This window comes from Gammaproteobacteria bacterium, from assembly GCA_036381015.1.
Lineage (GTDB): Bacteria > Pseudomonadota > Gammaproteobacteria > Steroidobacterales > Rariloculaceae > ZC4RG20.
Map to the genome: position 1 here is coordinate 23,188 of DASVDR010000005.1, position 21,665 is coordinate 44,852.

The 21,665-nt window shown below is 66.2% G+C and carries 19 protein-coding genes and 1 other RNA gene; 13 read left to right on the forward strand and 7 right to left on the reverse strand.

Annotated features, from left to right (window positions below; all coding sequences use genetic code 11):
• Nucleotides 1-13: 13 nt before the first annotated feature.
• Nucleotides 14-721: a CBS domain-containing protein gene (locus VF329_00895; GenBank protein ID HEX7079557.1), complete on the reverse strand. Its 708-nt coding sequence runs from the start codon at nucleotides 719-721 to the stop codon at nucleotides 14-16.
• 218 nt (nucleotides 722-939) lie between these two features.
• On the opposite strand from VF329_00895, the gene VF329_00900 reads away from it, so the two are divergent.
• A complete protein-coding gene (locus tag VF329_00900; GenBank protein HEX7079558.1) occupies nucleotides 940-2,742 on the forward strand; it encodes an MEDS domain-containing protein in 1,803 nt (600 codons plus the stop codon).
• A gap of 118 nt (nucleotides 2,743-2,860) precedes the next feature.
• Entirely contained in the window at nucleotides 2,861-3,343 is a 483-nt protein-coding gene (gene dps / locus VF329_00905; protein ID HEX7079559.1) for a DNA starvation/stationary phase protection protein Dps, read from the forward strand.
• A 144-nt stretch (nucleotides 3,344-3,487) separates the two neighbouring features.
• Here dps and VF329_00910 read toward each other — a convergent pair whose 3' ends face one another.
• The 3 genes from VF329_00910 to smpB all read right to left on the reverse strand — a co-directional run bounded on the left by VF329_00910 (nucleotide 3,488) and on the right by smpB (nucleotide 5,774).
• Nucleotides 3,488-4,642: a hypothetical protein gene (locus tag VF329_00910; protein HEX7079560.1), complete on the reverse strand. Its 1,155-nt coding sequence runs from the start codon at nucleotides 4,640-4,642 to the stop codon at nucleotides 3,488-3,490.
• Nucleotides 4,643-4,804: 162 nt separating this feature from the next.
• Nucleotides 4,805-5,181: a transfer-messenger RNA gene (gene ssrA / locus VF329_00915) on the reverse strand.
• 116 nt (nucleotides 5,182-5,297) lie between these two features.
• Nucleotides 5,298-5,774, reverse strand: a complete 477-nt coding sequence (smpB, locus tag VF329_00920) for an SsrA-binding protein SmpB (GenBank protein HEX7079561.1) — start codon at nucleotides 5,772-5,774, stop codon at nucleotides 5,298-5,300.
• Between the two features lie 76 nt (nucleotides 5,775-5,850).
• On the opposite strand from smpB, the gene VF329_00925 reads away from it, so the two are divergent.
• Nucleotides 5,851-6,285, forward strand: a complete 435-nt coding sequence (locus VF329_00925) for a type II toxin-antitoxin system RatA family toxin (GenBank protein ID HEX7079562.1) — start codon at nucleotides 5,851-5,853, stop codon at nucleotides 6,283-6,285.
• Nucleotides 6,275-6,601, forward strand: a complete 327-nt coding sequence (locus VF329_00930; GenBank protein ID HEX7079563.1) for an RnfH family protein — start codon at nucleotides 6,275-6,277, stop codon at nucleotides 6,599-6,601. Before VF329_00925 ends, VF329_00930 begins: the two co-directional genes overlap by 11 nt.
• Here the strand turns inward: VF329_00930 and bamE are convergent.
• Complete coding sequence (gene bamE, locus VF329_00935; GenBank protein HEX7079564.1) at nucleotides 6,598-6,984, reverse strand: outer membrane protein assembly factor BamE; 387 nt, start codon at nucleotides 6,982-6,984, stop codon at nucleotides 6,598-6,600. The genes VF329_00930 and bamE overlap by 4 nt on opposite strands.
• A gap of 120 nt (nucleotides 6,985-7,104) precedes the next feature.
• Here bamE and fur point away from each other — a divergent pair, with 120 nt between their 5' ends.
• Nucleotides 7,105-7,518, forward strand: a complete 414-nt coding sequence (fur, locus tag VF329_00940; protein HEX7079565.1) for a ferric iron uptake transcriptional regulator — start codon at nucleotides 7,105-7,107, stop codon at nucleotides 7,516-7,518.
• A 118-nt stretch (nucleotides 7,519-7,636) separates the two neighbouring features.
• Here the strand turns inward: fur and recN are convergent, their stop codons facing one another.
• Complete coding sequence (gene recN, locus VF329_00945; GenBank protein ID HEX7079566.1) at nucleotides 7,637-9,319, reverse strand: DNA repair protein RecN; 1,683 nt, start codon at nucleotides 9,317-9,319, stop codon at nucleotides 7,637-7,639.
• 67 nt (nucleotides 9,320-9,386) lie between these two features.
• Nucleotides 9,387-10,295, reverse strand: coding sequence for an NAD(+) kinase (locus VF329_00950; GenBank protein ID HEX7079567.1), 909 nt, complete (start codon nucleotides 10,293-10,295; stop codon nucleotides 9,387-9,389).
• Between the two features lie 172 nt (nucleotides 10,296-10,467).
• Between VF329_00950 and hrcA the strand changes: the two genes are divergently transcribed.
• The 8 genes from hrcA to greA all read left to right on the forward strand — a co-directional run bounded on the left by hrcA (nucleotide 10,468) and on the right by greA (nucleotide 21,573).
• Complete coding sequence (gene hrcA, locus VF329_00955; protein HEX7079568.1) at nucleotides 10,468-11,517, forward strand: heat-inducible transcriptional repressor HrcA; 1,050 nt, start codon at nucleotides 10,468-10,470, stop codon at nucleotides 11,515-11,517.
• 83 nt (nucleotides 11,518-11,600) lie between these two features.
• Complete coding sequence (gene grpE / locus VF329_00960; protein HEX7079569.1) at nucleotides 11,601-12,200, forward strand: nucleotide exchange factor GrpE; 600 nt, start codon at nucleotides 11,601-11,603, stop codon at nucleotides 12,198-12,200.
• A 106-nt stretch (nucleotides 12,201-12,306) separates the two neighbouring features.
• On the forward strand, nucleotides 12,307-14,223 hold the full coding sequence (gene dnaK, locus VF329_00965) for a molecular chaperone DnaK (protein ID HEX7079570.1): 1,917 nt from the start codon (nucleotides 12,307-12,309) through the stop codon (nucleotides 14,221-14,223).
• 205 nt (nucleotides 14,224-14,428) lie between these two features.
• Nucleotides 14,429-15,562: a molecular chaperone DnaJ gene (dnaJ, locus tag VF329_00970; GenBank protein ID HEX7079571.1), complete on the forward strand. Its 1,134-nt coding sequence runs from the start codon at nucleotides 14,429-14,431 to the stop codon at nucleotides 15,560-15,562.
• A 3-nt stretch (nucleotides 15,563-15,565) separates the two neighbouring features.
• Nucleotides 15,566-16,375: a 4-hydroxy-tetrahydrodipicolinate reductase gene (dapB, locus tag VF329_00975; GenBank protein HEX7079572.1), complete on the forward strand. Its 810-nt coding sequence runs from the start codon at nucleotides 15,566-15,568 to the stop codon at nucleotides 16,373-16,375.
• A gap of 243 nt (nucleotides 16,376-16,618) precedes the next feature.
• Nucleotides 16,619-17,776 (forward strand): glutamine-hydrolyzing carbamoyl-phosphate synthase small subunit, encoded by a 1,158-nt coding sequence (gene carA / locus VF329_00980; GenBank protein HEX7079573.1) that lies wholly within the window; start codon nucleotides 16,619-16,621, stop codon nucleotides 17,774-17,776.
• Nucleotides 17,777-17,875: 99 nt separating this feature from the next.
• Nucleotides 17,876-21,100: a carbamoyl-phosphate synthase large subunit gene (gene carB / locus VF329_00985; protein ID HEX7079574.1), complete on the forward strand. Its 3,225-nt coding sequence runs from the start codon at nucleotides 17,876-17,878 to the stop codon at nucleotides 21,098-21,100.
• Entirely contained in the window at nucleotides 21,097-21,573 is a 477-nt protein-coding gene (greA, locus tag VF329_00990) for a transcription elongation factor GreA (GenBank protein ID HEX7079575.1), read from the forward strand. The genes carB and greA overlap by 4 nt, the downstream gene beginning before the upstream one ends.
• The last annotated feature ends 92 nt before the right edge of the window (nucleotides 21,574-21,665 follow it).

Consider the following 21,665-nt stretch of genomic DNA (forward strand, 5'->3'; position numbering starts at 1 on the left):
CTGAGCCTGACGATCACGATAAGCTCAGACGGTTGGGCGGCAAGACGTGCAGGTTGTCTTCGATTCGGCGCACGCCCGCGGTGTTCTCCGCCGCGACGCGCACCGCCCGGCGCTCCGTCTCGCTGAAGACGCTTCCCCAGAGGTGAACGGTGCCGCCGCTGACGACGACGTTGACGAATTCGTGACGGACACCGGCTTCTTTGCGCAGAGTTTCGAGCAGCTGGTCGCGTATGAGCTGATCGGAGGTCCGATCCACGGGCTGCGGTTGCGTGGGCCTGTGCGTAGCGAGGCCGCGCAACAGGTTCGCTCGGCTAACGATGCCTACCAACACCCCATCGCGCAGCACCGGGACGCGCTTGATCTGCCGCTTTTCCAGAAGCTCCGCGATTTCGGCGAGAGATGCCTGCGGATCGATCGTGACGACCGGAGTGCTCATGACGTCCTTCGCCGTACGGCCGTGACTCTTGATATAGCGGGCAGCGCGGTCGGTGTCGGTGAGCAGCAACGATAGCCACCACGAGGGTTGCTTCTCGGTCTGGATTTCGGGGCGGCGCATCAAATCACCTTCGCTGACGATGCCGACCACTTCACCGCCGGCGGTGACGACGGGTACCGCGCTGATGCGCCGCTCCAGCAACAGGCGAGCTATGTCCTCTACCGGTGTGCTCTCGGCCACCGTCGCAACGTCGCGCGTCATGATGTCTTCGGCATGCAGCGTCATCGGTGACTCCTGGTCGTTGCACGAGCCGACGTGCTGCTCGAAGCATGCAAAACTCGATCCACTCGGAGGCCCGGAAGCTTCGGTCCGCCGACTACTTCCAGAAGCCTATCAATTTCCCGCGCCTGCTGCGGAACCATTGATAGGCACTGTACATACAACCTGGATAGCGAATCAACACAGTCGACATTACTGTATAGGCTGATGCATCCGAGGGCGACATGCAGCAGCCACTGCAAAAGCAGGAGCGCACCCCCACTCGACTTCCTCTCGTCGCTTCTTTGCCTTGGGGCTCCCACTGCTGTCTGTTTTATCGCTCCAAATCCGATCTCTTCGACGCGGCGATCGAGTTCTTCCGGGCCGGTCTCGAGAACCGCGAGAAGTGTGTTTGGATAGTAGCTTCCGGCGACGAAGCGCGATCGGCCCTCGCAGCTCGAATCGAACATCTGGCTCGCTATGAGCGGCAGGGTCTCATCGAAGTTCTCGACCAGTCCGACTGGTACGCCGGGACAGAAGGCGTCAAGGGCGAGGAAGTCCTAAGAGCCTGGCTCGATTACGAGCGGTATGCGCTTGACGCCGGCTGCAACGGGCTTCGCATATCCGGTGACATACCTTTTCTCGATCGTCGCTCCTGGCCTTCTTTCGTGGCGTACGAGGCGGCCGTCGACGAAGCATTCCGAGGGCACCTCATCGTGGCTCTCTGCACGTACTCCCTCGCGGAGCACTCTTTCAACGACATCCTCGAAATCGCGGCGCATCACGAGACGGTACTGGTGCGAGATGCCGGAAGGTGGCAAAGCCTGCGGAACATGACCCGTCTCGCCAATGTAAGGCCCGCGGCAAGCGCTAAAAGCGCCATTTGCTTTTTCGATGCTGCAGACAGGCAGCCGGAGATTCGCAAGCTGCAGACCTTCGAGGGAGTAATCGAGGAGGGGCGTCACAGGCTCATTGCGTTGGAGACGATCGCAGACGGGCTGGCGCAGTCGCTCTCAGCCGACGAGATTCTTGCTGTACTCAAACGCGTGGCCCTCGGAGCCTCGGAGATCATGATCGAACGAGCCGATACGACCGAGGCAACGGGAGAGAATTACCCCGCTATTGAAGGTCCGCGGCTCGCCGAGTGGCTGACGGATCGGGTGGAGATCGAGCGTCGCTGTCCGGCTCTGGCCGGCGCTGCTGCCCTCGCCGTATTCCCGCTCCAAGTCGGGTCGAGAAGCTTTGGCACGATGTCGCTGGCCTTCGATTCGCCCGAGCGACTCGACCCGGACGAATGGCTTTTTCTGCAAAGCGTGGCGGAGCTCACGGCGATTGCGTTCGAGCTTGCGCAGATGCGAGAGAGGGCGGACCGGGAGCGGAGATTGAGGGAGGACATGGTCGCGACGCTCAGCCACGAGCTACGAAACCCCCTCGCAACCATTTCGGCAATAGCGGAGGCGCAGAGGTTCGTGGAGGACGACCCGGCCAAGCGTTCTCGATGGGAGGCAGCGCTCAGCCGGCAAGTAGATCAGATGGATAAATTGCTGTCGGGAATGCTGGATTTCTCGCGGCTCGCCCGGGACGAATTCGAGCTTGCAGAACGCGTCGACGTGGCTGCGGTGTTGCGCGATGCCGTCGAGGACAAGAAGGCCGAGTGCGAGCGGCGCGGGCTCACGGTGCATTTGGACGTGGAACGGAGCCTCTGGATAAAGGGCAGCATCGTGCGGCTGACACAGGTGTTTCATAACCTTCTCGCGAATTCCATTAAGTTCACCGATCCGCCGGGGCAGATCGCCGTAAGATGCCGGCCGGATTCTCACGGGAATGCCGTGATCACGATGACCGATACCGGGAGGGGGATAGAGCCCGCACTGCTCCGCAGAATTTTCGATCCTTTCACTCGAGGAGCCGACGCGGGCGGTGGTCTAGGTCTGGGACTGGCGCTGGTCAAGAGAGTAGTCGCGCAGCACCGGGGAACTGTATCCGCTTACAGCGCAGGAGAGGGAAAAGGAGCGACGTTTACGGTCGTATTGCCGCCGGCAGACTGACTCGGCGCGTTGCTTGCATCTTGGAACGGCCGAAACGCGCGCTCTCGACTCGGCGAATGATGCTCGAGAGATCCGGGCCGATTGCAATTGCCTTGTCTGTTGATTGGAGGATCGACTGATGTACAAGACGAAAATCGACATTGCCGAGAACACCCGCAAGGCAGCTATCGATCTCCTGCAGGCGCGGCTTGCCGACGCCGTTGATCTGGTCACGCAGGCCAAGCAGGCTCACTGGAACGTCAAGGGCCCGAACTTCATCGCCCTGCACGAGCTGTTCGAAAAAGTGGCCGAGGATGGTCGCGAGCACGCCGACCTGATCGCCGAGCGCATCACGGCGCTCGGTGGTCTGGCGGAGGGTACGGCGGCCGTCGTGGCCGAGCGCTCGGCCCTGCCGCGCTATCCGCTCGATGTCACCGAGAGCGCCGCCCACATCGAGGCGCTCTCGACAGCGCTTGCCGCCTTCGGCAAGGCGGTACGGGCGGCGATCCACGCGACGGCGGAGATGGGCGACGAGGTGACTGCCGACCTCTTCACCGAAGTGTGTCGCACCGTCGACAAGAACCTCTGGCTGGTCGAAGCCCATACGCAAGCGAAAGGATAGCCGGGACATGCGGCCCCGGCCGCGCGCTCGCGGCCGGACCGGGTTTATCACCGAGCGGGGGGCTGCGGGACGCGCCGACTAGCTCGTTCCCTGCGCTCGCCGAACGCCCGGAGGGGGGCCGCGCAACGCCAATGGCGGTTCATGTCACAGTAACAGGCCCTTGATATGCATCCAGATTACGGTGACGGGGGCCGCCAGCAACAAGACGGGGACGAAGGGAAGCGACGTGGCCAACACGAGTGCGGAAAGATCTTTCAGGCCGATCGGAACCAGGTGGATCGCGTGAACGTTCGATACGACGGCGTAGAGATCGGCAGTGGCGGAGAAGTCCGGCTGACAGAGCGCTCCCTCATCGAGAGCGGCGTCGGAATCGAGCCATTTGCGTTCGAAACTCTGCCCGAGCCGCTGCGCGAGAGCTCCGTATTCGAACGTGCCGCGTCGCCACGTGCGCGTCAGCATTGGCGTGAAAACCAACATGGGCGCCGCGAACATCGCGACGATCATCAGGACTAGCACGACATCTACGTAGACGAGGACCCTCGCGAGCTCTCCGGTTTCGAGCTCGACCTGCACGGACTCACCTGCGACCATCACCCCAAACGCCAAAGCCACGATCCAGAACGCGCCCACAGAGCGGCCGAGGAAGCTGAGGCCCGCGCAGCGATCAGGATGGGACGCGACCAGCACAAGATCGAGTCGCGAGATCAGCCATAGAAGTCGCGTCCACAGCGCAACCCTCCAGATCCAGCCAATGATCAGGATCAACAGCAACGGGAGGCTGACCGCGATGTTCCACCATCCGACTGGGGAATAGGTGGACGCGCCTCCGTCGACCGTACCCCAATCCGGCAGCTGCTCCGGCGGAGTCGATAGGAGCGCCATCAGCACGGTCACGTACGCCAGCGTGATGGCGCCGATCTCTGCCCCCGGAGATTCGAGCAGCCTGCGGGTCGACCTGATTGCATCGTCGAAACGCCCGCGGCCGCTTTCGGCGATGATGTCGCTGCCGGCGCAATGGCGGACCACGGCGCTCAGCCGCGGTGCACATACGGACTCGGCGAATATCAGGAGAGGACCGGTCACCAGGTAGGCGGCATGCGTCCGGACATGACCGAGCAGCGACATCAAGTCGTCGGTGCCCAGCACGACGCTTTGCAGGAGCGCCAGCAGCACCAGGGGGCCCCAGACAACCAGGACGAACAGCAGCACACGACGTTTGATATTCAGATTATCCGGCTTGACGAGCCCGAAACGCTGCTGGATGCGGATCGGCGGCGCATGCTCGAACAGCGCGTCCATTCGATGGCTCGTCTGCCCACGACGAATTCGGACAGACCATTTGGAGCAGTCTAGCGAGCGCCCTCGGGCCGGCCATTGGACCTTGGTCCAGACGAAACACCCGGCCCGTCGTTTTGCGGGAGGAGGCTGAAAGCCTTATAACAGATTGAATATAAAAAAAATTGGTGGAGGCGGCGGGAATCGAACCCGCGTCCGCAAGCTCTCCGCCCTCGGCTCTACATGCTTAGCCCGCCTTTGGTTTTAGCTGCGAGCAACCCGGCGGACGGGGCGCGCTCGGCAGCGAGTCCGCTTCAGGTGTTTAACGACTCGGCAGCGGACGCGCCTCGTCGCGAGCTTGTGAGATACGACGCCTGAATGCCCCGAAGGGCGCTGGACGCACAAGCACGGCTCCAGTCAGACGGCACCCTACCGGGTTTTAAGCGGCGAGTGCGTAGTTGTCGTCGTTGGCAACTATTTGGTTTGCAGACGGTTTTACGAGGTATCTGCACCTCGGCATGCACCTCAGGTTTCGCAACCCGCGTCGAAGCCAGGTCGCCCCCAAGACAGACCGCCAGTGTATGGCCGGAACCGGGGAATTCAAGCTCGTGCACCCCGACTCCGGCATTCTCCGGCCGGGACGATAGACCGCGCTACGAACGGCCGGTTCCCACGGCCGTCACCGCGCTCGGAGCGCCCGCGCCTTCTCGATCTGCCAGTCCCGCTCCTTCTCCGCCGCGCGCTTGTCGTGCTGCTTCTTGCCGCGTGCGAGCCCGACTGCGAGCTTCGCCCGACCCTTGTTCCAGTAAAGCTCGAGCGGGACGAGAGTGTAGCCGCGCCGCTCGACGAGCCCGGTGAGACGGTCGATCTCGTTCCGGTGCAGGAGCAGGCGACGCGTGCGGGTGGGGTCGGGGTCCACGTGCGTCGAAGCGGAGAGCAGGGGCGTGATGTGCGCGCCGAGGAGCCATGCCTGGTTCTCCCGCAGCACGACGTAGCTTTCCGTGAGCTGCGCCTTGCCTGCGCGAAGGCTTTTCACCTCCCAGCCTTGGAGCTCGAGTCCGGCCTCGAAATCCTCCTCGATGAAATAGTCGAAGCGCGCCTTGCGATTCTGCGCGATCGAACGCTCCGAGCTCGGCTTTCCCTGCTTCCTGGCCATCGCAACGCAATGATCCTAGAATGCAAAACAAAAAACATCCCTCGTGCCGCTGAGCGCAATCGGACTATTCTAGGAGATGCCGACCATCCACCGGAGAGAGCGGGTGCCGTACACCGCTACGGAGATGTTCGACCTCGTCAACGACGTCGAATCGTACCCGCGGTTTCTGCACTGGTGCCGCAGCGCGCAGATCGAGGAGCGTGGTGACGGGTACATGAAGGCGAGGCTCGACATCGGCGTGAGCGGCATCCACAAGAGCTTCACGACACTGAACACGTTCGAGCGTCCGCACCGCGTCGACATCGAGCTCGTTCGAGGACCGTTTCGGCACCTCGACGGCCTTTGGGAGTTCAAGGACGTCGGCGAAGGCGAAAGCGAGGTGTCGGTGACCCTGAACTTCGAGGTGGTGCCTTCACCGTTCTCGATGGTGTTCGCCGTCGTGTTCGAGGAGCTCGTGCGTGCTCAGGTCGCGGCGTTCATCCACAGGGCGGAAGCGCTCTATGCCAAGTGAGCCGGAAGCGGACTGCGTCGAGGTGGTCTACGCGACCCCGGCGGTCCAGCGGATCGTGACGCTCCCGAGGTCGCCCGGGCTGACGGCCGTGGAGGCGGTGCGGCGCTCGGGCTTGCTCGAGGAGTTTCCCGAGATCCGCGACCGTCCGCTCGTCCTCGGCGTATTCGGCGAGCCCGTCGATCTCGACCGGCCTCTGCGCGGCGGCGACCGGGTCGAGATCTGCCGGCCGCTGCGGCGGGACCCGCGCGCGCTGCGCCGCGAGCTCTCGTCTCGAGGGCAGGTCATGGGGCCCGCGGGCAGGACGAGGCGAAGCTAAAGGCCGCCGTTGCCGTCCCGGGCGGCGATGTCGGTCTCCGAATCGGCCGAGCCCGGCGCGATCCGCCGCTCGATCCGGGCGACACGGTCGTCCTCGAAATACACGCTGACCCAACGCCGCTCGACGTCGGCCCGGCGCCCCGCCTTGAAGTAGTAGGTGTAGTCCCACCGATTGCTGTGAAAGGGATCGGAGATCAGAGGAGTACCGAGCAAGAACTGCACCTGGCTGCGCGTCATGCCGACCTCGACCTGTTCCAACGCCTCCTGCTCGACGACGTTGCCCTGCTGAATGTTGATCCGATACACGCAGCCTGAAAGCGCGACCGCAAGGCTCGCGACGCACGCAGCGGCAGTACGCGAGACGCCGGAGGCGCGCGAAGGCAAGGGAATTTTCGCGATAAATCGACTGATTACTGGCATCTCGCTGCGGTAGAGAGGAAAGCCGGCCTGAGCCATAATGAGCAGCCGCGGATCATAACCCATTTGAAATAGGTGAGTAGTACAGTGGAAGGGCAGGATCTACGCAAGGCTGGGCTGAAGGTCACTTCGCCACGGCTCAAGGTCCTGGAGATCTTGGAGACCAGCGCCGAACGCCATCTCACGGCCGAATCGATCTATCGTGCGCTGCTCGATGCCGGCGAGGAGCTCGGCCTCGCGACCGTGTACCGTGTCCTGACCCAGTTCGAGCGTGCCGGCCTCGTGACGAGGCACAACTTCGAGGGGGGCACGGCCGTCTTCGAGCTCGCCGACCGCACGCATCACGACCATATGGTGTGTCTCGACACCGGAAAGGTCATCGAGTTCTACGACGAGCGCATCGAGCGGATCCAGCGCGAGGTGGCGTCGCGCCACGGCTACGAGATCGAGGATCACAGCCTCGTGCTGTACGTGCGGCCGAAGGGCGCGCACCGCAGCTGACCGAGAGGGCCTGACCGGCCCGAGCGCGGCTCCGCGTCTGTTGCCGGCGCTTCGACGGCCGGCATCGGCGGCAAGGCCGCGCCGCTCACGTCCGGCATCGGCGGCAAGGCCGCGCCGCTCACGTCCGGCATCGTCTCGCACGATCGATCATCTCTTCCGCATGGGCCCGGGTGAGATCAGTGATCTCGAGCCCGCCGAGCATTCGCGAGAGCTCCTCGACACGCTCCTGCGCGCGGAGTCGATGCACGATCGTGCGCGTCGCGTGGCCGTCGGTCACCTTCGCGACTCGGTAGTGCTCGCGCCCCTGGCTCGCCACTTGCGGGAGGTGGGTGACGCAAAGGACCTGCCGGCTCTCCGCGATGCGGGCCAGCTTGCGCCCGACGATCTCCGCGACGCCGCCGCCGATGCCCGCGTCGACCTCGTCGAACACGAAGGTCGGGACGGGAGAAGCGCCGGCCGCCGCCACCTCGAGCGCGAGGCCGACGCGGGAAAGCTCGCCGCCGGACGCCATCTTCGCAAGCGGACCGAAGGGCTGCCCGGGATTGAGCCGCACCTGGAACTCGATGCGGTCGAGCCCGGTGGCGTCGGCGCGATCCTTCGGCTTCGCTTCCACGCGCACGGCGAACTCGCCGTGCGGCAGGCCGAGCTCCGGGAGCTGCGCCGTGACCGCAGCGCCGAGCTCCGCCGCACAGCGGGTGCGCGCGGCCGTCAGCGCCTCCGCGGCCTCGAAGTACGTTGTCGCCGCGCGCTGCGCCGCGGCTCGAAGCGCTTCGGCCGATTGCCCGCCCGCGTCGAGCGCCTCGATGCGCGCGCGAAGCTGCGGCAACAGCCCCGCAAGCTCGTCCTCGGGGACGGCATGGCGGCGCGCCAGCGCCCGAATTTTCGCGAGCCGCGCTTCGACGGCTTCGAGCCGCTCGGGATCCGGCTCCAGCACGTCGCGATAGTGGATCAGCGCATGCGCGGCCTCGCGCAGCTCGATCTCGGCGCCGGCCAGCGCTCGGGCCGGCTCGCCGAGCGCGTCGTCGTGGTCGACGAGCCTTTCGAGCTCCTGCCGGGCCCGGGCGACCAGGGCGTAGGCGTTCGCCACCTCCGACTCATAGAGCGCATCGATGGCCGCACCGAGCCCCGCCGCGAGCTTGTCGACGTTGGCGAGGCGGCCGCGCTCGGCCAGCAGCCGCGCGGGCTCGCCGTCTTCGAGCGCGAGCGCCTCGAGCTCGGCGGCCTGAAACCGAAGCAGCTCGAGCTCGGCGTTGCGCTGCGCGGCCCCGCTCTCGCGGGCGGCGAGCTGCTCCTCGAGCTCGCGCCACGCTCGGAACGCCGCAGCGACGCGGTCGACGAGGTCGCCGAGACCGCCGTGCGCGTCGAGCAGCGCCCGCTGGTTCGGGCCGTGCAGCAGCGACTGGTGCGCGTGCTGGCCATGAATGTCGACGAGGAGCCCGCCGACGCTTTTCAGGTCTTGCAGCGTGACCGGCTGGTTGTTGATGAAGGCCCGGGAGCGTCCTTCCTGGCCGACGATCCGCCGCAGCGCGACGCGGTTCTCGTCGTCGAGGCCGAGCTCCTCGAGCCGCGCGAGCGCGGCATGACCGGGCGGGCACTCGAAGACGACGCCGATCTCCGCCCGCTCGGCGCCGTGGCGTACGGCCGTCGCGTCGGCCCGGTCTCCGAGGGCGAGGCCGAGGGCATCGACGAGGATCGATTTCCCGGCGCCGGTTTCCCCGGTGACGACGCTGAGGCCCGAGCCGAGCTCGAGCTCGACCTCGTCGATCACGGCGTAGTTCTTCACGCGGATCAGGCTCAGCATCGCGGGCGGCTCTGGCACGTCGCGGAAGCGGAGGCGTTCATCGTCGTTGGATCGATTCGGCGACGGCTCAGGAGCGCGGGCCCGAGCGGCCGAAGCGCGTGGCGCTGCCCCAGTTCAGTTTCGAGCGCAGCAGCTCGTAGTAGTTGTAGTCGCGCGGGTGCAGCAGCGTGATCGTCTGGGGCGCCATGCGGATGCGAAGCGTGTCTTCCGGATCGATCGAGCCGTAGTCGTCGCCGTCGCACGAGATCTGTGCGGCGGGGGCCGAACCCGAATGCAGCCGGACGTCGATCACGCTTTTCGGGTTCAGCACCAGAGGGCGGTCGCTCAGCGTGTGCGGACAGATCGGCACCATCACGATCGCGTTCAGATCGGGCTGAATGATCGGCCCCCCGCAGGACAGCGCATAGGCGGTGGAGCCAGTGGGCGTGGCGACGATCAGCCCGTCGCCGCCGTGGGTGTTAACGTAGCTCCCGTCGACCCACGTGACGAAGTCGAGAATCCGGCCGGTCGCGCCTTTTTGCAGCACGACGTCGTTCAGCGCGGCCATCGGCGGACGGGCTTCGCCATTGCGGAGCAGATGCGCCTCGAGCATTCGGCGCTCCTCGGCCAGGTAGTCGCCGGAGAGGATCGCGTCGATGGTGTCGACCGCGTGCTCGGGCAGGATGTCGGTGAGGAAGCCCAGCCGGCCGAGGTTGATCCCGAGGAGCGGCACGCCGAGGCCCGCGACGCGGCGCGCGGCGTGGAGCATCGTGCCGTCGCCCCCGATGGCGACGATCACGTCGACCTTCGACGCGAGATCGGCTTCGTCGACGATCTCCAGACCGCCTGCCTGCGCGGCGATGCCGGCCGCGGACGGCGGAGCGGCGATCCGGGCGTTGCGCGTCTTCAGACGGGCGATGACCTTGAGCGCCGTCTCGGCCACCTTGCTCTCGGACAGCCGGCCCCAGAACCCGACGTTCTCGAACTTGTATTTCATGCGGCTCGGACGCGCCCCCCGGCCCGGATTGTAGCGAGAAAGCCCGGGGCACTGTGAGCGGGCGCGCGGCCGTGTGAGGGGCCGCACCCGAAACGGGCACGATTCTTGACAGTCGCGCGAGCCCGTTGCTAGCGTGCCATTCGCCGGGATGGGGAGCCGAGCCCGGACTGATATGGCAGCGATCAAAGGAGACTTTCCGGACGAGCGGGCGCAGCACCTGTTGCGCGTGCTCGTGGACAAATACATCCGCGAAGGGCAGCCCGTCGGTTCGCGGACGTTGTCGCGTGAGTCCGGGCTCGATCTGAGCCCGGCCACGATCCGCAACATCATGGCCGACCTCGAGGAGATGGGCTTCGTCTCCTCGCCTCACACCTCGGCAGGTCGCGTGCCCACGATCAAGGGCTACCGCCTCTTCGTCGATACGCTGATCAAGCTCACGCCGCCGAAAGAAGACGAGCTGCTCCGCTTCCGGGAGACGCTGCGCGAGGCGGCCGGCGACCCGCAGGCGCTCGCAACCTCGGTCTCGTCGCTGCTGTCCATGCTGACGCAGCTCGCGGGCATCGTCACCGTGCCGCGCCGCGTCCACAGCGCGCTGCGGCAGATCGAGTTTCTGCCGCTGTCGAACCGGCGCGTTCTCGCGATCCTCGTCGTGAACGAGCGCGAGGTGCAGAACAAGATCCTGCACGTGCACAGGGACTTCACGGAGGACGAGCTGCGTCAGGCGGGCAACTACCTCACGGAGCAGTTCGGCGGGCGCGACCTGCATCAGGTGCGGGTCGACCTCGTCAACGAGCTCAGGAAGACCCGCGAGTCCATGAACGCGCTGATGATCGAGGCGATCGAGCTCGCCGCCCAAGCGTTTCCGAACGAGACCCCGCGGCAGGAGTACGTGCTGTCCGGCGAGACGAATCTGATGGTCGCCGAGCTCGGCGACATGGAGAAGCTGAAGGGGCTGTTCAACGCGTTCAGCCGCCAGCACGACATGCTCCGCCTGCTCGATCAGAGCTTGAATGCCGAGGGGGTGCAGATCTTCATCGGCCAGGAGTCGGGGTACCAGGTTCTCGAGTCGTGCAGCATCGTGGCGGCGCCCTATACCACCGAGGACGATACGGTGGGCGTGCTCGGCGTCATCGGTCCCACGCGCATGGCGTACGAGCGGGTGATTCCGATCGTCGACATCACCTCCAAGCTGCTCGGGCGCGCCTTGAAGTCCAATAACTAGCCCCCATTAGCCCCTCAAATCATTACTGGAACGGGCGCCCGGCGGGCGTCGCGGGAGGAACTTTCGTCATGACTGGAGAGGCCATGGAGCGGAATTCATCAGGCGGGCGCGAGGCCGCGGACCCCGGCGGGGAGGCGGACGCGGCCGGCCGGGAACACGAGGCCGGCCCGGAGCTCGAGGCAGGCCCGGCGCCGGCAAGCGAGCCGACGGCCCACGAGGAGGAGCTCGAAGCCCTGCGCCGGGAGGCCGAGGAGAACTGGAACAAGTATCTGCGGGCGGTAGCCGAGCTCGATAACTTCCGCAAGCGCACCGCGCGCGAGCTCGAGACGGCCCGGAAGTACGCGGCGGAGCGCCTCGGCCAGGCGATGCTTCCGGTACGGGACAGCCTCGAGGCGGCGCTCGCGGCAGCCGACAATGTCGACGTCGCGACGCTGCTCGAGGGTGAGCGCGCCACGCTCCGCCTCCTGGACCAGGCGTTCGAGAGCGTCGGAATCCGGGAGATCAACCCCGCCGGCGAGGCCTTCGACCCGACGAAGCACGAGGCGATGACGTTGCAGCCCACGGCCGATGCGGCTCCGGATACCGTCGTCGCCGTGATCCAGAAGGGCTACGAGCTGCACGACCGGCTGCTGCGGCCGGCGCGCGTCGTCGTGGCGGCCCCGCCGCCGCAAGGGCAGGGGTGACGGGCCGGGGTTGAATTGGAGGGCGGGTCCCCCAATTAAGATCGAGTCGGAAAGGTCTGACGCGACGCACGAATTTTCATTCTGGGCGAGCTGAGGTGTGGCAGTTATGGGACGAGTCATCGGCATAGATTTGGGCACGACGAATTCGTGCGTTGCCGTCATGGAGGGCGGCAAGCCGAAGGTCATCGAGAACAGTGAGGGCGACCGCACGACGCCTTCGATCGTCGCGTTCACCAAGGACGGCGAGGTTCTGGTCGGGCAAACGGCCAAGCGTCAAGCGGTCACGAATCCGAGCAACACGTTGTTCGCGATCAAGCGTCTGATCGGGCGCCGCTACGACGACCACGTCGTCGAGAAGGACGCGAACATGGTGCCGTACAAGATCGTCCGGGCGGACAACGGCGACGCTTGGGTCGAGGTGGCCGGCAAGAAGATGGCGCCGCCCGAGATTTCGGCGCGAGTGCTCGCGAAGATGAAGCAGACCGCCGAGGACTATCTCGGCGAGAAAGTCACCGAGGCCGTGATCACGGTGCCGGCGTACTTCAACGACTCCCAGCGGCAGGCGACGAAGGATGCGGGGCGCATCGCGGGGCTCGACGTCAAGCGCATCATCAACGAGCCGACGGCCGCGGCGCTCGCTTACGGTCTCGACAAGAAGCGCGGCGACCGCAAGGTGGCCGTCTACGACTTGGGCGGCGGCACGTTCGACATCTCGATCATCGAGATCGCCGAAGTCGACGGCGAGCATCAGTTCGAGGTGCTCGCGACGAACGGCGATACGTTCCTCGGCGGTGAGGACTTCGACAATCGCATCATCGGCTACCTGACGAAGGAGTTCGAGAAGGAGAGCGGCATCGACGTCACGAAGGATCCGCTCGCGATGCAGCGCCTGAAGGAGGCGGCAGAGAAGGCGAAGATCGAGCTTTCGTCGCGTCAGCAGACCGACATCAACCTGCCGTACATCACGGCGGATGCGAGCGGTCCGAAGCACCTGAACATCAGCCTCACGCGGGCGAAGTTCGAGTCGCTCGTCGAGGATCTGATCGAGCGCACGATTGCGCCGTGCAAGACCGCGTTGCAGGACGCGGGGCTCACGGTGAACGACATCCACGACGTGATCCTCGTCGGCGGCCAGACGCGCATGCCGAAGGTGCAGCAGCAGGTCCAGGAGCTGTTCGGCAAGGAGCCGCGCAAGGACGTGAACCCCGACGAGGCGGTCGCGATCGGCGCCGCCATTCAGGCCGGCGTGCTCGCGGGCGAGGTCAAGGACGTGCTGCTGCTCGACGTCACGCCGCTGTCGCTCGGCATCGAGACGCTCGGCGGCGTGATGACGAAGCTGATCGAGAAGAACACCACGATTCCGACGAAGGCGACGCAGGTGTTCTCCACGGCCGAGGACAATCAGACGGCCGTGACGATCCACGTGCTTCAGGGCGAGCGCGGACGGGCGCGCGACAACAAGTCGCTCGGCCGCTTCGACCTCTCCGACATCCCGCCGGCGCCACGCGGCGTGCCGCAGATCGAGGTGACGTTCGACATCGACGCGAACGGCATCTTGAACGTGTCCGCGAAGGACAAGGCCACGGGCAAGGAGCAGAAGATCGTCATCAAGGCGTCTTCGGGGCTCACCGAGGAGGAGATCCAGCGGATGGTTCAGGACGCCGAGGCGCACGCCGCCGAGGACGAGAAGTTCCGCGAGCTCGTGAACGTCCGCAACCAGGGCGATGCGCTGGTTCACGCCACGGAGAAATCCCTTGCGGATCTCGGCGACAAAGTACCGGCAGAGGAGCGAGCCCGCGTCGAGAGCGCGTTGTCGGAGCTGAAGGAGGCGTTGAAGGGCGACAGCAAGAGCGGCATCGAGGCGAAGATTCGCGCGCTCAGCGAGGCGTCTGCCGGGCTCGCGCAGAAGGTGTACGGCGAGCAGCCTGCGGGCGGTGCGGCCGAGGGCCGGCCGGGCGAGGACAACGTCGTCGACGCCGAGTTCGAGGAGGTCAAGGACGACGACGAGCAGAAGCGGGCGTGAGCCCGCGCCGGCGGGAGGGGCGAACGACGGGCCGCGGCTCCTTCCTGCCGGCATCGCCTCGGGAAAAAGGGCGCGAGCGCCCTTTTTCCGAAATGCGGCCCGAGCCGTTTTTTCGTGTGGGGGCTTTTCGGCGACAATCGCGGCCTGGTAACGGGGGCGCGGGCCTCGGTGCGGGGCCCGCGCCGTCATGGGGACTGAGGGGGTAATGGCCAAGCGCGATTACTACGAGATTCTGGGCGTGCAGCGCAATGCTGCGGCGGAGGACCTCAAGAAGGCCTACCGGCGCCTGGCCATGAAATACCATCCGGACCGCAATCCGAACGATCCGGAGGCCGAGACGCGCTTCAAGGAGGCGAAAGAAGCCTACGAGGTGCTGGCCGACCCATCGAAGCGCGCCGCGTACGACCGGTTCGGGCATGCGGGCGTCCAATCGGGGGGCGGCATGGGTGCTAACGGATTCGGCGGCTCGGATGTGTTCAGTGACATCTTCGGCGATGTGTTCGGCGACATCTTCGGCGCCGGGTCGCGAAGCCGAGCCCAGATGTACCGCGGGGCGGATCTTCGCTACGAGCTCGAGCTGACGCTCGAGCAGGCCGTCACCGGCGACACGGTCGAGATCGATATACCGAGCCGCGTGACGTGCGAAACCTGCGACGGCAGCGGCGCGGCGCCGGGCACCGAGCGCGTGACCTGCGCGACTTGCGGCGGCCTCGGCCAGGTTCGTGTGCAGCAGGGCTTCTTCTCGATCCAGCAAACGTGCCCCGCGTGCCGTGGCGCGGGCTCGCGGATCGAGACGCCGTGCCGCGAGTGCGGCGGCGCCGGGACGGTACGCAAACTCAGGACGATCGCCGTCAAAGTGCCGCCGGGTGTCGACGACGGCGACCGCATCCGGCTGGCGCGCGAAGGGGAGCCGGGGCGCAACGGCGGCCCGCCCGGAGATCTCTACGTCGACATCGTCGTGCAGCCGCACCCGATCTTCCGTCGCGACGGCCGCGACTTGAGCTGCGAGGTGCCGATCAGCTTCGCCACGGCCGCCCTCGGCGGCACCGTGGAGGTTCCGACCCTCGACGGCCATGTCGTGCTGAAGGTGCCCCCGGAGACCCAGTCCGGAAAAGTGTTCCGGCTGAGGGGCAAGGGGGTGCGCTCGGTTCGGGAGCCGGGCTTCGGGGACCTCCTGTGCCGCGTGCAAGTCGAGACGCCGGTGAATCTCACGGCCGAGCAGAAAGAGCTGCTGAGGGCGTTCGACGAGGCGGTATCCGGCGGCGGCGAGCGTCACAGCCCGCGCGCGCGATCGTGGTTCGACGGCGTGAAAAGCTTTTTCGAGCGGATGGGGGCGTAGCCGTTGCTGAAGCTCGCGGTGCTTGGCGCCTCCGGCCGCATGGGCCGGGCGATTCTCGGCTGTGTTGCGGAGGCGGACGACTTCCGGCTGACCGGCGCGGTGACGCAGTCCGGCGATCCGACGATCGGACGCGACGCGGGCGAGGCCGCGGGGCTCGCGCCCTTCGGCGTGCCGCTGACGGACGACCGCCAGCAGGCGCTGCACGGTGCTCAAGTGGCCGTCGATTTCACGCTGCCCACCGCGCTCGAGGCGAACGTCAAGGCTTGCGTCGAGACGGGCACGGCGCTCGTCGTCGGCACCACGGGGCTCGAGAAGCGGCATTTCGATGCGATGGAGCGGGCGGCGCATCAGATCCCGATCGTCTACGGCCGCAACATGAGCGTCGGCGTGAACCTCTTCATGGAGCTCGTCGCCCGCGCCGCCCGCGCGCTCGGCGACGAGTACGACGTCGAGATCGTCGAGGCCCACCACCGTCACAAGGTGGATGCGCCGTCGGGTACGGCGCTCGCGCTCGGCGAGCGCGTCGCCGAGGCGAAGGGACGGCCGCTCAAGGACCTTGCCGTCTACACCCGCCAGGGGCGGACGGGACCGCGCGTCCCGAGCACGATCGGCTTCTCGGTGATTCGCGGCGGCAACATCGTCGGCGATCACTCGGTGCTTTTCATTGCCGGCGACGAGCAGGTGGAATTCGTGCATCGCGCCAGAGACCGTCGCGCATTCGCCCGCGGCGCCCTGCGCGCTGCCCGGTGGGTGGCCGGGCGCGCCCCCGGCTACTATTCGATGGCGGACGTGCTCGCGTCGCAACGCGCTTGAGGCACGAGCGGTCCGAGTTCCTGCTGCCACCAATGCGGCGGCGTGAACTTCGAGCGGCCGGCCGGCTCTATGTAGCGGGCGCGCGCGGCGGCGGTCGGAGGTTCCCGCAATTCAAGTCCGGCATCGGAGCCGCTAGAATAGCGGCCTGAGCCCCCACTAGCGAAAAGCTCTCCGGGATTGCCGTGCGCCTCGCGGCAAGCCCGCGATCGTGTGCAGGCGCAACCCTTGGTTCAGGAGCTCAGCGTGGCAGAGCCGGCGATACTAGCGCTCGAAGACGGAACGGTGTTCCGCGGCATCTCCGTCGGCGCACCCGGCCGCACCCTCGGCGAGGTGGTGTTCAACACCGCGATGACCGGGTATCAGGAGATCCTGACCGATCCGTCCTATTTCCGGCAGATCGTCACCCTGACCTATCCTCACATCGGCAACGTCGGCACGAACTCCGACGATTTCGAGTCACAGCGCATTTTTGCCGCGGGGCTCGTCGTCCGCGACCTCTCCCGGCTCGCGAGCAGCTGGCGGGCGGAGACGAAGCTGCAGGACTTTCTCGTCCGCGGCGACACGGTCGCGATCGCCGGCATCGATACTCGCCAGCTGACGCGCATCATCCGCGACAAAGGCGCACAGGCGGGCTGTATCGTGACGGGCGCCGATGCGAGCGCCGAGGAGGCGGTGCGGGCCGCGCGGAAATTCCCCGGCATCAAAGGCAAGGATCTGGCGCGGCTGGTCACGACCAAGAAGCCGTACCAGTGGAATCAGGGCAGCATCTGGCCGCAGCGGCCGGCCGTGTACTCGAAACGGATCGCGAGCTTTCACGTCGTGGCCGTCGATTTCGGGGTGAAGCGCAACATCTTGCGGCTGATCGCCGACCTCGACGCCCGGATCACGGTCGTGCCGGCCACCACGGGCGCTGACGAGATCATGGCGCTGAATCCGGACGGCGTGTTCCTGTCGAACGGCCCGGGCGACCCTGAGCCCTGCGGGTACGCGATCGAGGCGATTCGTACCCTCGCGAGCATCGGCGTGCCTCAGTTCGGCATCTGTCTCGGCCACCAGCTGCTCGGTCTTGCGGCGGGCGCGAAGACCGTGAAGATGAAGTTCGGGCATCACGGCGCGAACCACCCCGTGCTCGAAATCGACTCCGGCCGGGTGCTGATCACGAGCCAGAACCACGGCTTCGCGGTCGACGAGGCGACGCTGCCGCCGAACGCGCGCCCGACGCACCGCTCGCTCTTCGACGGCACGCTCCAGGGCATCGAGCTGACCGACGCGCCGGCGTTCTCGTTTCAGGGCCATCCGGAAGCGAGCCCCGGCCCGCACGATCTGCGGCCGCTGTTCCAGCGCTTCATCGCGATGATGAAGGACTATCGCCGGCAGGCTGTCGCCGCCGCGGCTCGATGAGCTCGAAAAGGTGTCCGACACCTTTTTCCGCAAGATTCGCAACTGACACCTTTCTTCCGATGCCACCGGCCGCTTTTTCCGACGGATTGGAATGACGCTATGCCTCGCCGCGACGACCTCGAGAGCATCCTGATCATCGGCGCCGGCCCGATCGTGATCGGGCAGGCGTGCGAGTTCGATTATTCGGGCACGCAGGCGTGCAAGGCCCTGCGGGAGGAGGGCTACCGCGTCGTTCTCGTGAACTCGAATCCCGCGACGATCATGACCGATCCGGCGAGCGCGGACGCGATCTACATCGAGCCGATCAACTGGCGGGCGATCGCGAGCGTGATCGAGAAGGAACGCCCGTCCGCGCTGCTCCCGACGATGGGCGGTCAGACGGCGCTGAACTGCGCCCTCGACCTCGACCGCGAGGGCGTGCTCGCGCGGTACGGCGTCGAGCTCATTGCCGCGTCCCGCAAGGCCATCGACATGGCCGAGGACCGCGAGCTCTTCCGCAACGCGATGCAGGAGATCGGCCTCGAGGTGGCTCGCGCGGGGATCGCGCACTCGATGGAAGAGGCGTGGGAGGTGCAGAAGGAGATTGGCTTCCCGGTGATCGTGCGTCCGTCGTTCACGCTCGGCGGCACGGGCGGCGGCATCGCCTATAACCGCGAGGAGTTCGAGGACATCGTCAGCCGCGGGCTCGACCAGTCGCCGACCAACGAGGTGCTGCTCGAGGAATCGGTCCTCGGGTGGAAAGAATTCGAGATGGAGGTCGTCCGCGACCGCAACGACAACTGCATCATCATCTGCTCCATCGAGAATCTCGATCCGATGGGGATTCATACCGGCGATTCGATCACGGTGGCGCCGGCGCAGACGCTGACCGACAAGGAATATCAGCGCATGCGCGACGCGTCGATCGCGGTGCTGCGCAAGGTCGGCGTCGACACCGGCGGCTCGAACGTGCAGTTCGCCGTGAACCCCGAGGACGGGCGGATCATCGTGATCGAGATGAACCCGCGCGTGTCGCGCTCGTCGGCGCTCGCGTCGAAGGCCACGGGGTTTCCGATCGCGAAGGTGGCCGCGAAGCTCGCCGTCGGCTACACCCTCGACGAGCTCCGCAACGAGATCACCGGCGGCGCCACGCCGGCCTCGTTCGAGCCGACGATAGACTACGTCGTGACGAAGGTTCCGCGCTTCACCTTCGAGAAGTTCCCTCAGGCCAACGACCGGCTGACCACGCAGATGAAGTCCGTCGGCGAGGTCATGGCGATCGGCCGCACGTTCCAGGAGTCGCTGCAGAAGGCGCTGCGCGGGCTCGAGACGGGCGCCGACGGGCTCACGCCTCTGGCCGGCAACGTCGAGACTGACGAGGACTGGGCCGAGCTCAAGCGCGAGCTCAGCATGCCGGGCAGCAAGAGGATCTGGTACGTCGCGGATGCCTTTCGCCTCGGCATGCCGTTCGAGGAGATCCACGAGCTCACGAAGATCGATCCGTGGTTCCTCGCGCAGATCGAGGACCTGGTCGCCGCCGAGCGGGAGGTGGAGGAGGCGGGCCTCGACGCGCTTCTGCCCGACATGCTTCGCCGGCTGAAGCGGAAGGGCTTCAGCGACAGTCGGATCGCCGCGCTCCTCGGCATCCAGGAAGCCGTTGTCCGCAAGGCACGCTACAAGCACGGTGTCCGTCCGGTATTCAAGCGAGTGGACAGCTGCGCGGCCGAGTTCGCGACCGACACCGCCTACATGTACTCCACTTACGAGGACTACTGCGAGGCGGACCCCACGGACGCGAAGAAGATCATCATCCTCGGCGGCGGGCCGAACCGCATCGGACAGGGCATCGAGTTCGATTACTGCTGCGTGCACGCCGCCTTCGCGCTGAAGGAGATCGGGTACGAGACCATCATGGTCAACTGCAACCCGGAAACGGTCTCCACCGACTATGACACGTCGGATCGCCTGTATTTCGAGCCCCTCACGCTCGAGGACGTGCTCGAGATCGTCGACAAGGAGAAGCCGGAGGGCGTGATCGTGCAGTACGGCGGCCAAACGCCGCTCAAGCTCGCGCGCGCGCTCGAGGCCGCGAACGTGCCGATCATCGGCACGTCCCCAGACTCGATCGATCTCGCGGAGGACCGCGAACGCTTCCAGAAGCTGGTGAACAGCCTGGGGCTGAAGCAGCCGCCGAACTGCACCGCGCGCACCGAGGAGGAGGCCGTTGCGATGGCCAAGGAGGTGGGCTATCCGCTCGTCGTGCGGCCGTCCTACGTTCTCGGCGGACGGGCGATGGAGATCGTCTACGGCGAGGACGAGCTCAAGGACTACATGGCCCAGGCGGTCAGCGTCTCGAACGAGAGCCCGGTGCTGCTCGACCGCTTCCTCGACGTCGCCGTCGAGGTCGACGTCGACGCGATCTCGGACGGCCGCGATGTGATCATCGGCGGCATCATGGAGCACGTGGAGCAGGCGGGTATCCACTCCGGCGATTCCGGCTGCTCGCTGCCGCCGTTCAGCCTGAGCGCGGAAACGCAGCAGCAGCTCGTGGAGCAAGTCACCCGGCTCGCGAAGCGCCTCGAGGTCGTCGGCCTCATGAACACGCAGTTCGCGATCCAGAACGGCGTGATCTACGTGCTCGAGGTCAATCCGCGCGCGTCGCGCACCGTGCCTTTCGTCTCGAAAGCGATCGGGATGCCTCTCGCGAAGATCGCGGCGAAAGCGATGGCCGGCATGAGCTTTGCGGAGCAGGGCGTCGTGCCGCCGAAGCGCCGGCCGTATTTCGCGGTGAAGGAGTCGGTGTTTCCGTTCATCAAGTTCGCCGACGCCGATCCGATCCTCGGCCCGGAGATGAAGTCGACCGGCGAGGTCATGGGCACGGGCCGTACCTTCGCCGAGGCCTACGCGAAGGCGCAGATCGCTTCGGGCGTCGACTTGCCGCGCTCGGGCGTCGCCTTCCTCAGCGTGCGCGACCGCGACAAGCCCGCCGCCGTCGAGCTCGGGCATCTATTGATCAAGCGCGGATTCGAGATCGTTGCGACGGGTGGGACCGCGAAGGCCCTCGCCGAAGGCGGCGTCCCGTGTCGCCGGGTGAACAAGGTGCGCGAAGGACGCCCGCACATCGTCGACATGATCAAGAACCGCGAGATCAGTCTGATCGTGAACACCACGGAGGGGAAGCAGGCGATTCGCGAGTCGCATTCGATCCGGGGCGAGGCGGTGCACTACAAGGTCACGTACTACACGACGCTTGCGGCTGCGAAAGCAACGTGCGACGCTCTAGACCATCTCGATAACGTCATCGTCAACAGGCTGCAGGACCTGCACGAGGAGGCGACGGTTTGAGCAAGGTACCCCTTACGGCGCGCGGGGCGGAGCAACTCAGAGAGGAGCTGCGGCGGCTCAAGACCGAGGAGCGCCCGCGAATAGTCAATGCGATCGCGGAGGCGCGATCGCACGGCGATCTTCGCGAGAACGCCGAGTATCACGCTGCAAAGGAGCAGCAGGGGATGATCGAGGCGCGCATTCGGGACATCGAAGCGAAGCTCGCGAACGCGCAGATCATCGACGTCACGCAGCTCGACGCGGCGGGCCGCGTCGTTTTCGGGGCGACGGTGCATCTCGTCGACGTCGACAGCGGCGAGACGACGCAATACCAGATCGTCGGCGAGGACGAGTCCGACATCAAGGACGGCCTATTGTCCGTGAGCTCGCCGATCGCGCGGGCGCTGATCGGCAAGGAGGAGGGCGAGACGGCCGAGGTTGTGACGCCCGGCGGCCGGCGCACCTACGAGATCTCTCGCGTCGAATACGTCTGATCCCTTTCGGCTTGGTGGGCGAACGACTCACGCCGCGCATCGCACGGGACGCGTCTACGATGAGGCCTTTCGGAGGCACGCGGGAAGAGCAT

Bases quoted from the DNA above. Each gene is read 5' to 3' on its own strand.
- dnaJ (HEX7079571.1), top strand. From the start codon at position 14,429: ATGGCCAAGCGCGATTACTACGAGATTCTGGGCGTGCAGCGCAATGCT.
- hrcA (HEX7079568.1), top strand. From the start codon at position 10,468: ATGGCAGCGATCAAAGGAGACTTTCCGGACGAGCGGGCGCAGCACCTG.
- recN (HEX7079566.1), bottom strand. From the start codon at position 9,319: ATGCTGAGCCTGATCCGCGTGAAGAACTACGCCGTGATCGACGAGGTC.
- VF329_00950 (HEX7079567.1), bottom strand. From the start codon at position 10,295: ATGAAATACAAGTTCGAGAACGTCGGGTTCTGGGGCCGGCTGTCCGAG.
- dps (HEX7079559.1), top strand. From the start codon at position 2,861: ATGTACAAGACGAAAATCGACATTGCCGAGAACACCCGCAAGGCAGCT.
- smpB (HEX7079561.1), bottom strand. From the start codon at position 5,774: ATGGCCAGGAAGCAGGGAAAGCCGAGCTCGGAGCGTTCGATCGCGCAG.
- VF329_00930 (HEX7079563.1), top strand. From the start codon at position 6,275: ATGCCAAGTGAGCCGGAAGCGGACTGCGTCGAGGTGGTCTACGCGACC.
- dnaK (HEX7079570.1), top strand. From the start codon at position 12,307: ATGGGACGAGTCATCGGCATAGATTTGGGCACGACGAATTCGTGCGTT.
- VF329_00895 (HEX7079557.1), bottom strand. From the start codon at position 721: ATGACGCTGCATGCCGAAGACATCATGACGCGCGACGTTGCGACGGTG.
- VF329_00900 (HEX7079558.1), top strand. From the start codon at position 940: ATGCAGCAGCCACTGCAAAAGCAGGAGCGCACCCCCACTCGACTTCCT.
- VF329_00910 (HEX7079560.1), bottom strand. From the start codon at position 4,642: ATGGACGCGCTGTTCGAGCATGCGCCGCCGATCCGCATCCAGCAGCGT.
- grpE (HEX7079569.1), top strand. From the start codon at position 11,601: ATGGAGCGGAATTCATCAGGCGGGCGCGAGGCCGCGGACCCCGGCGGG.
- VF329_00925 (HEX7079562.1), top strand. From the start codon at position 5,851: ATGCCGACCATCCACCGGAGAGAGCGGGTGCCGTACACCGCTACGGAG.
- carB (HEX7079574.1), top strand. From the start codon at position 17,876: ATGCCTCGCCGCGACGACCTCGAGAGCATCCTGATCATCGGCGCCGGC.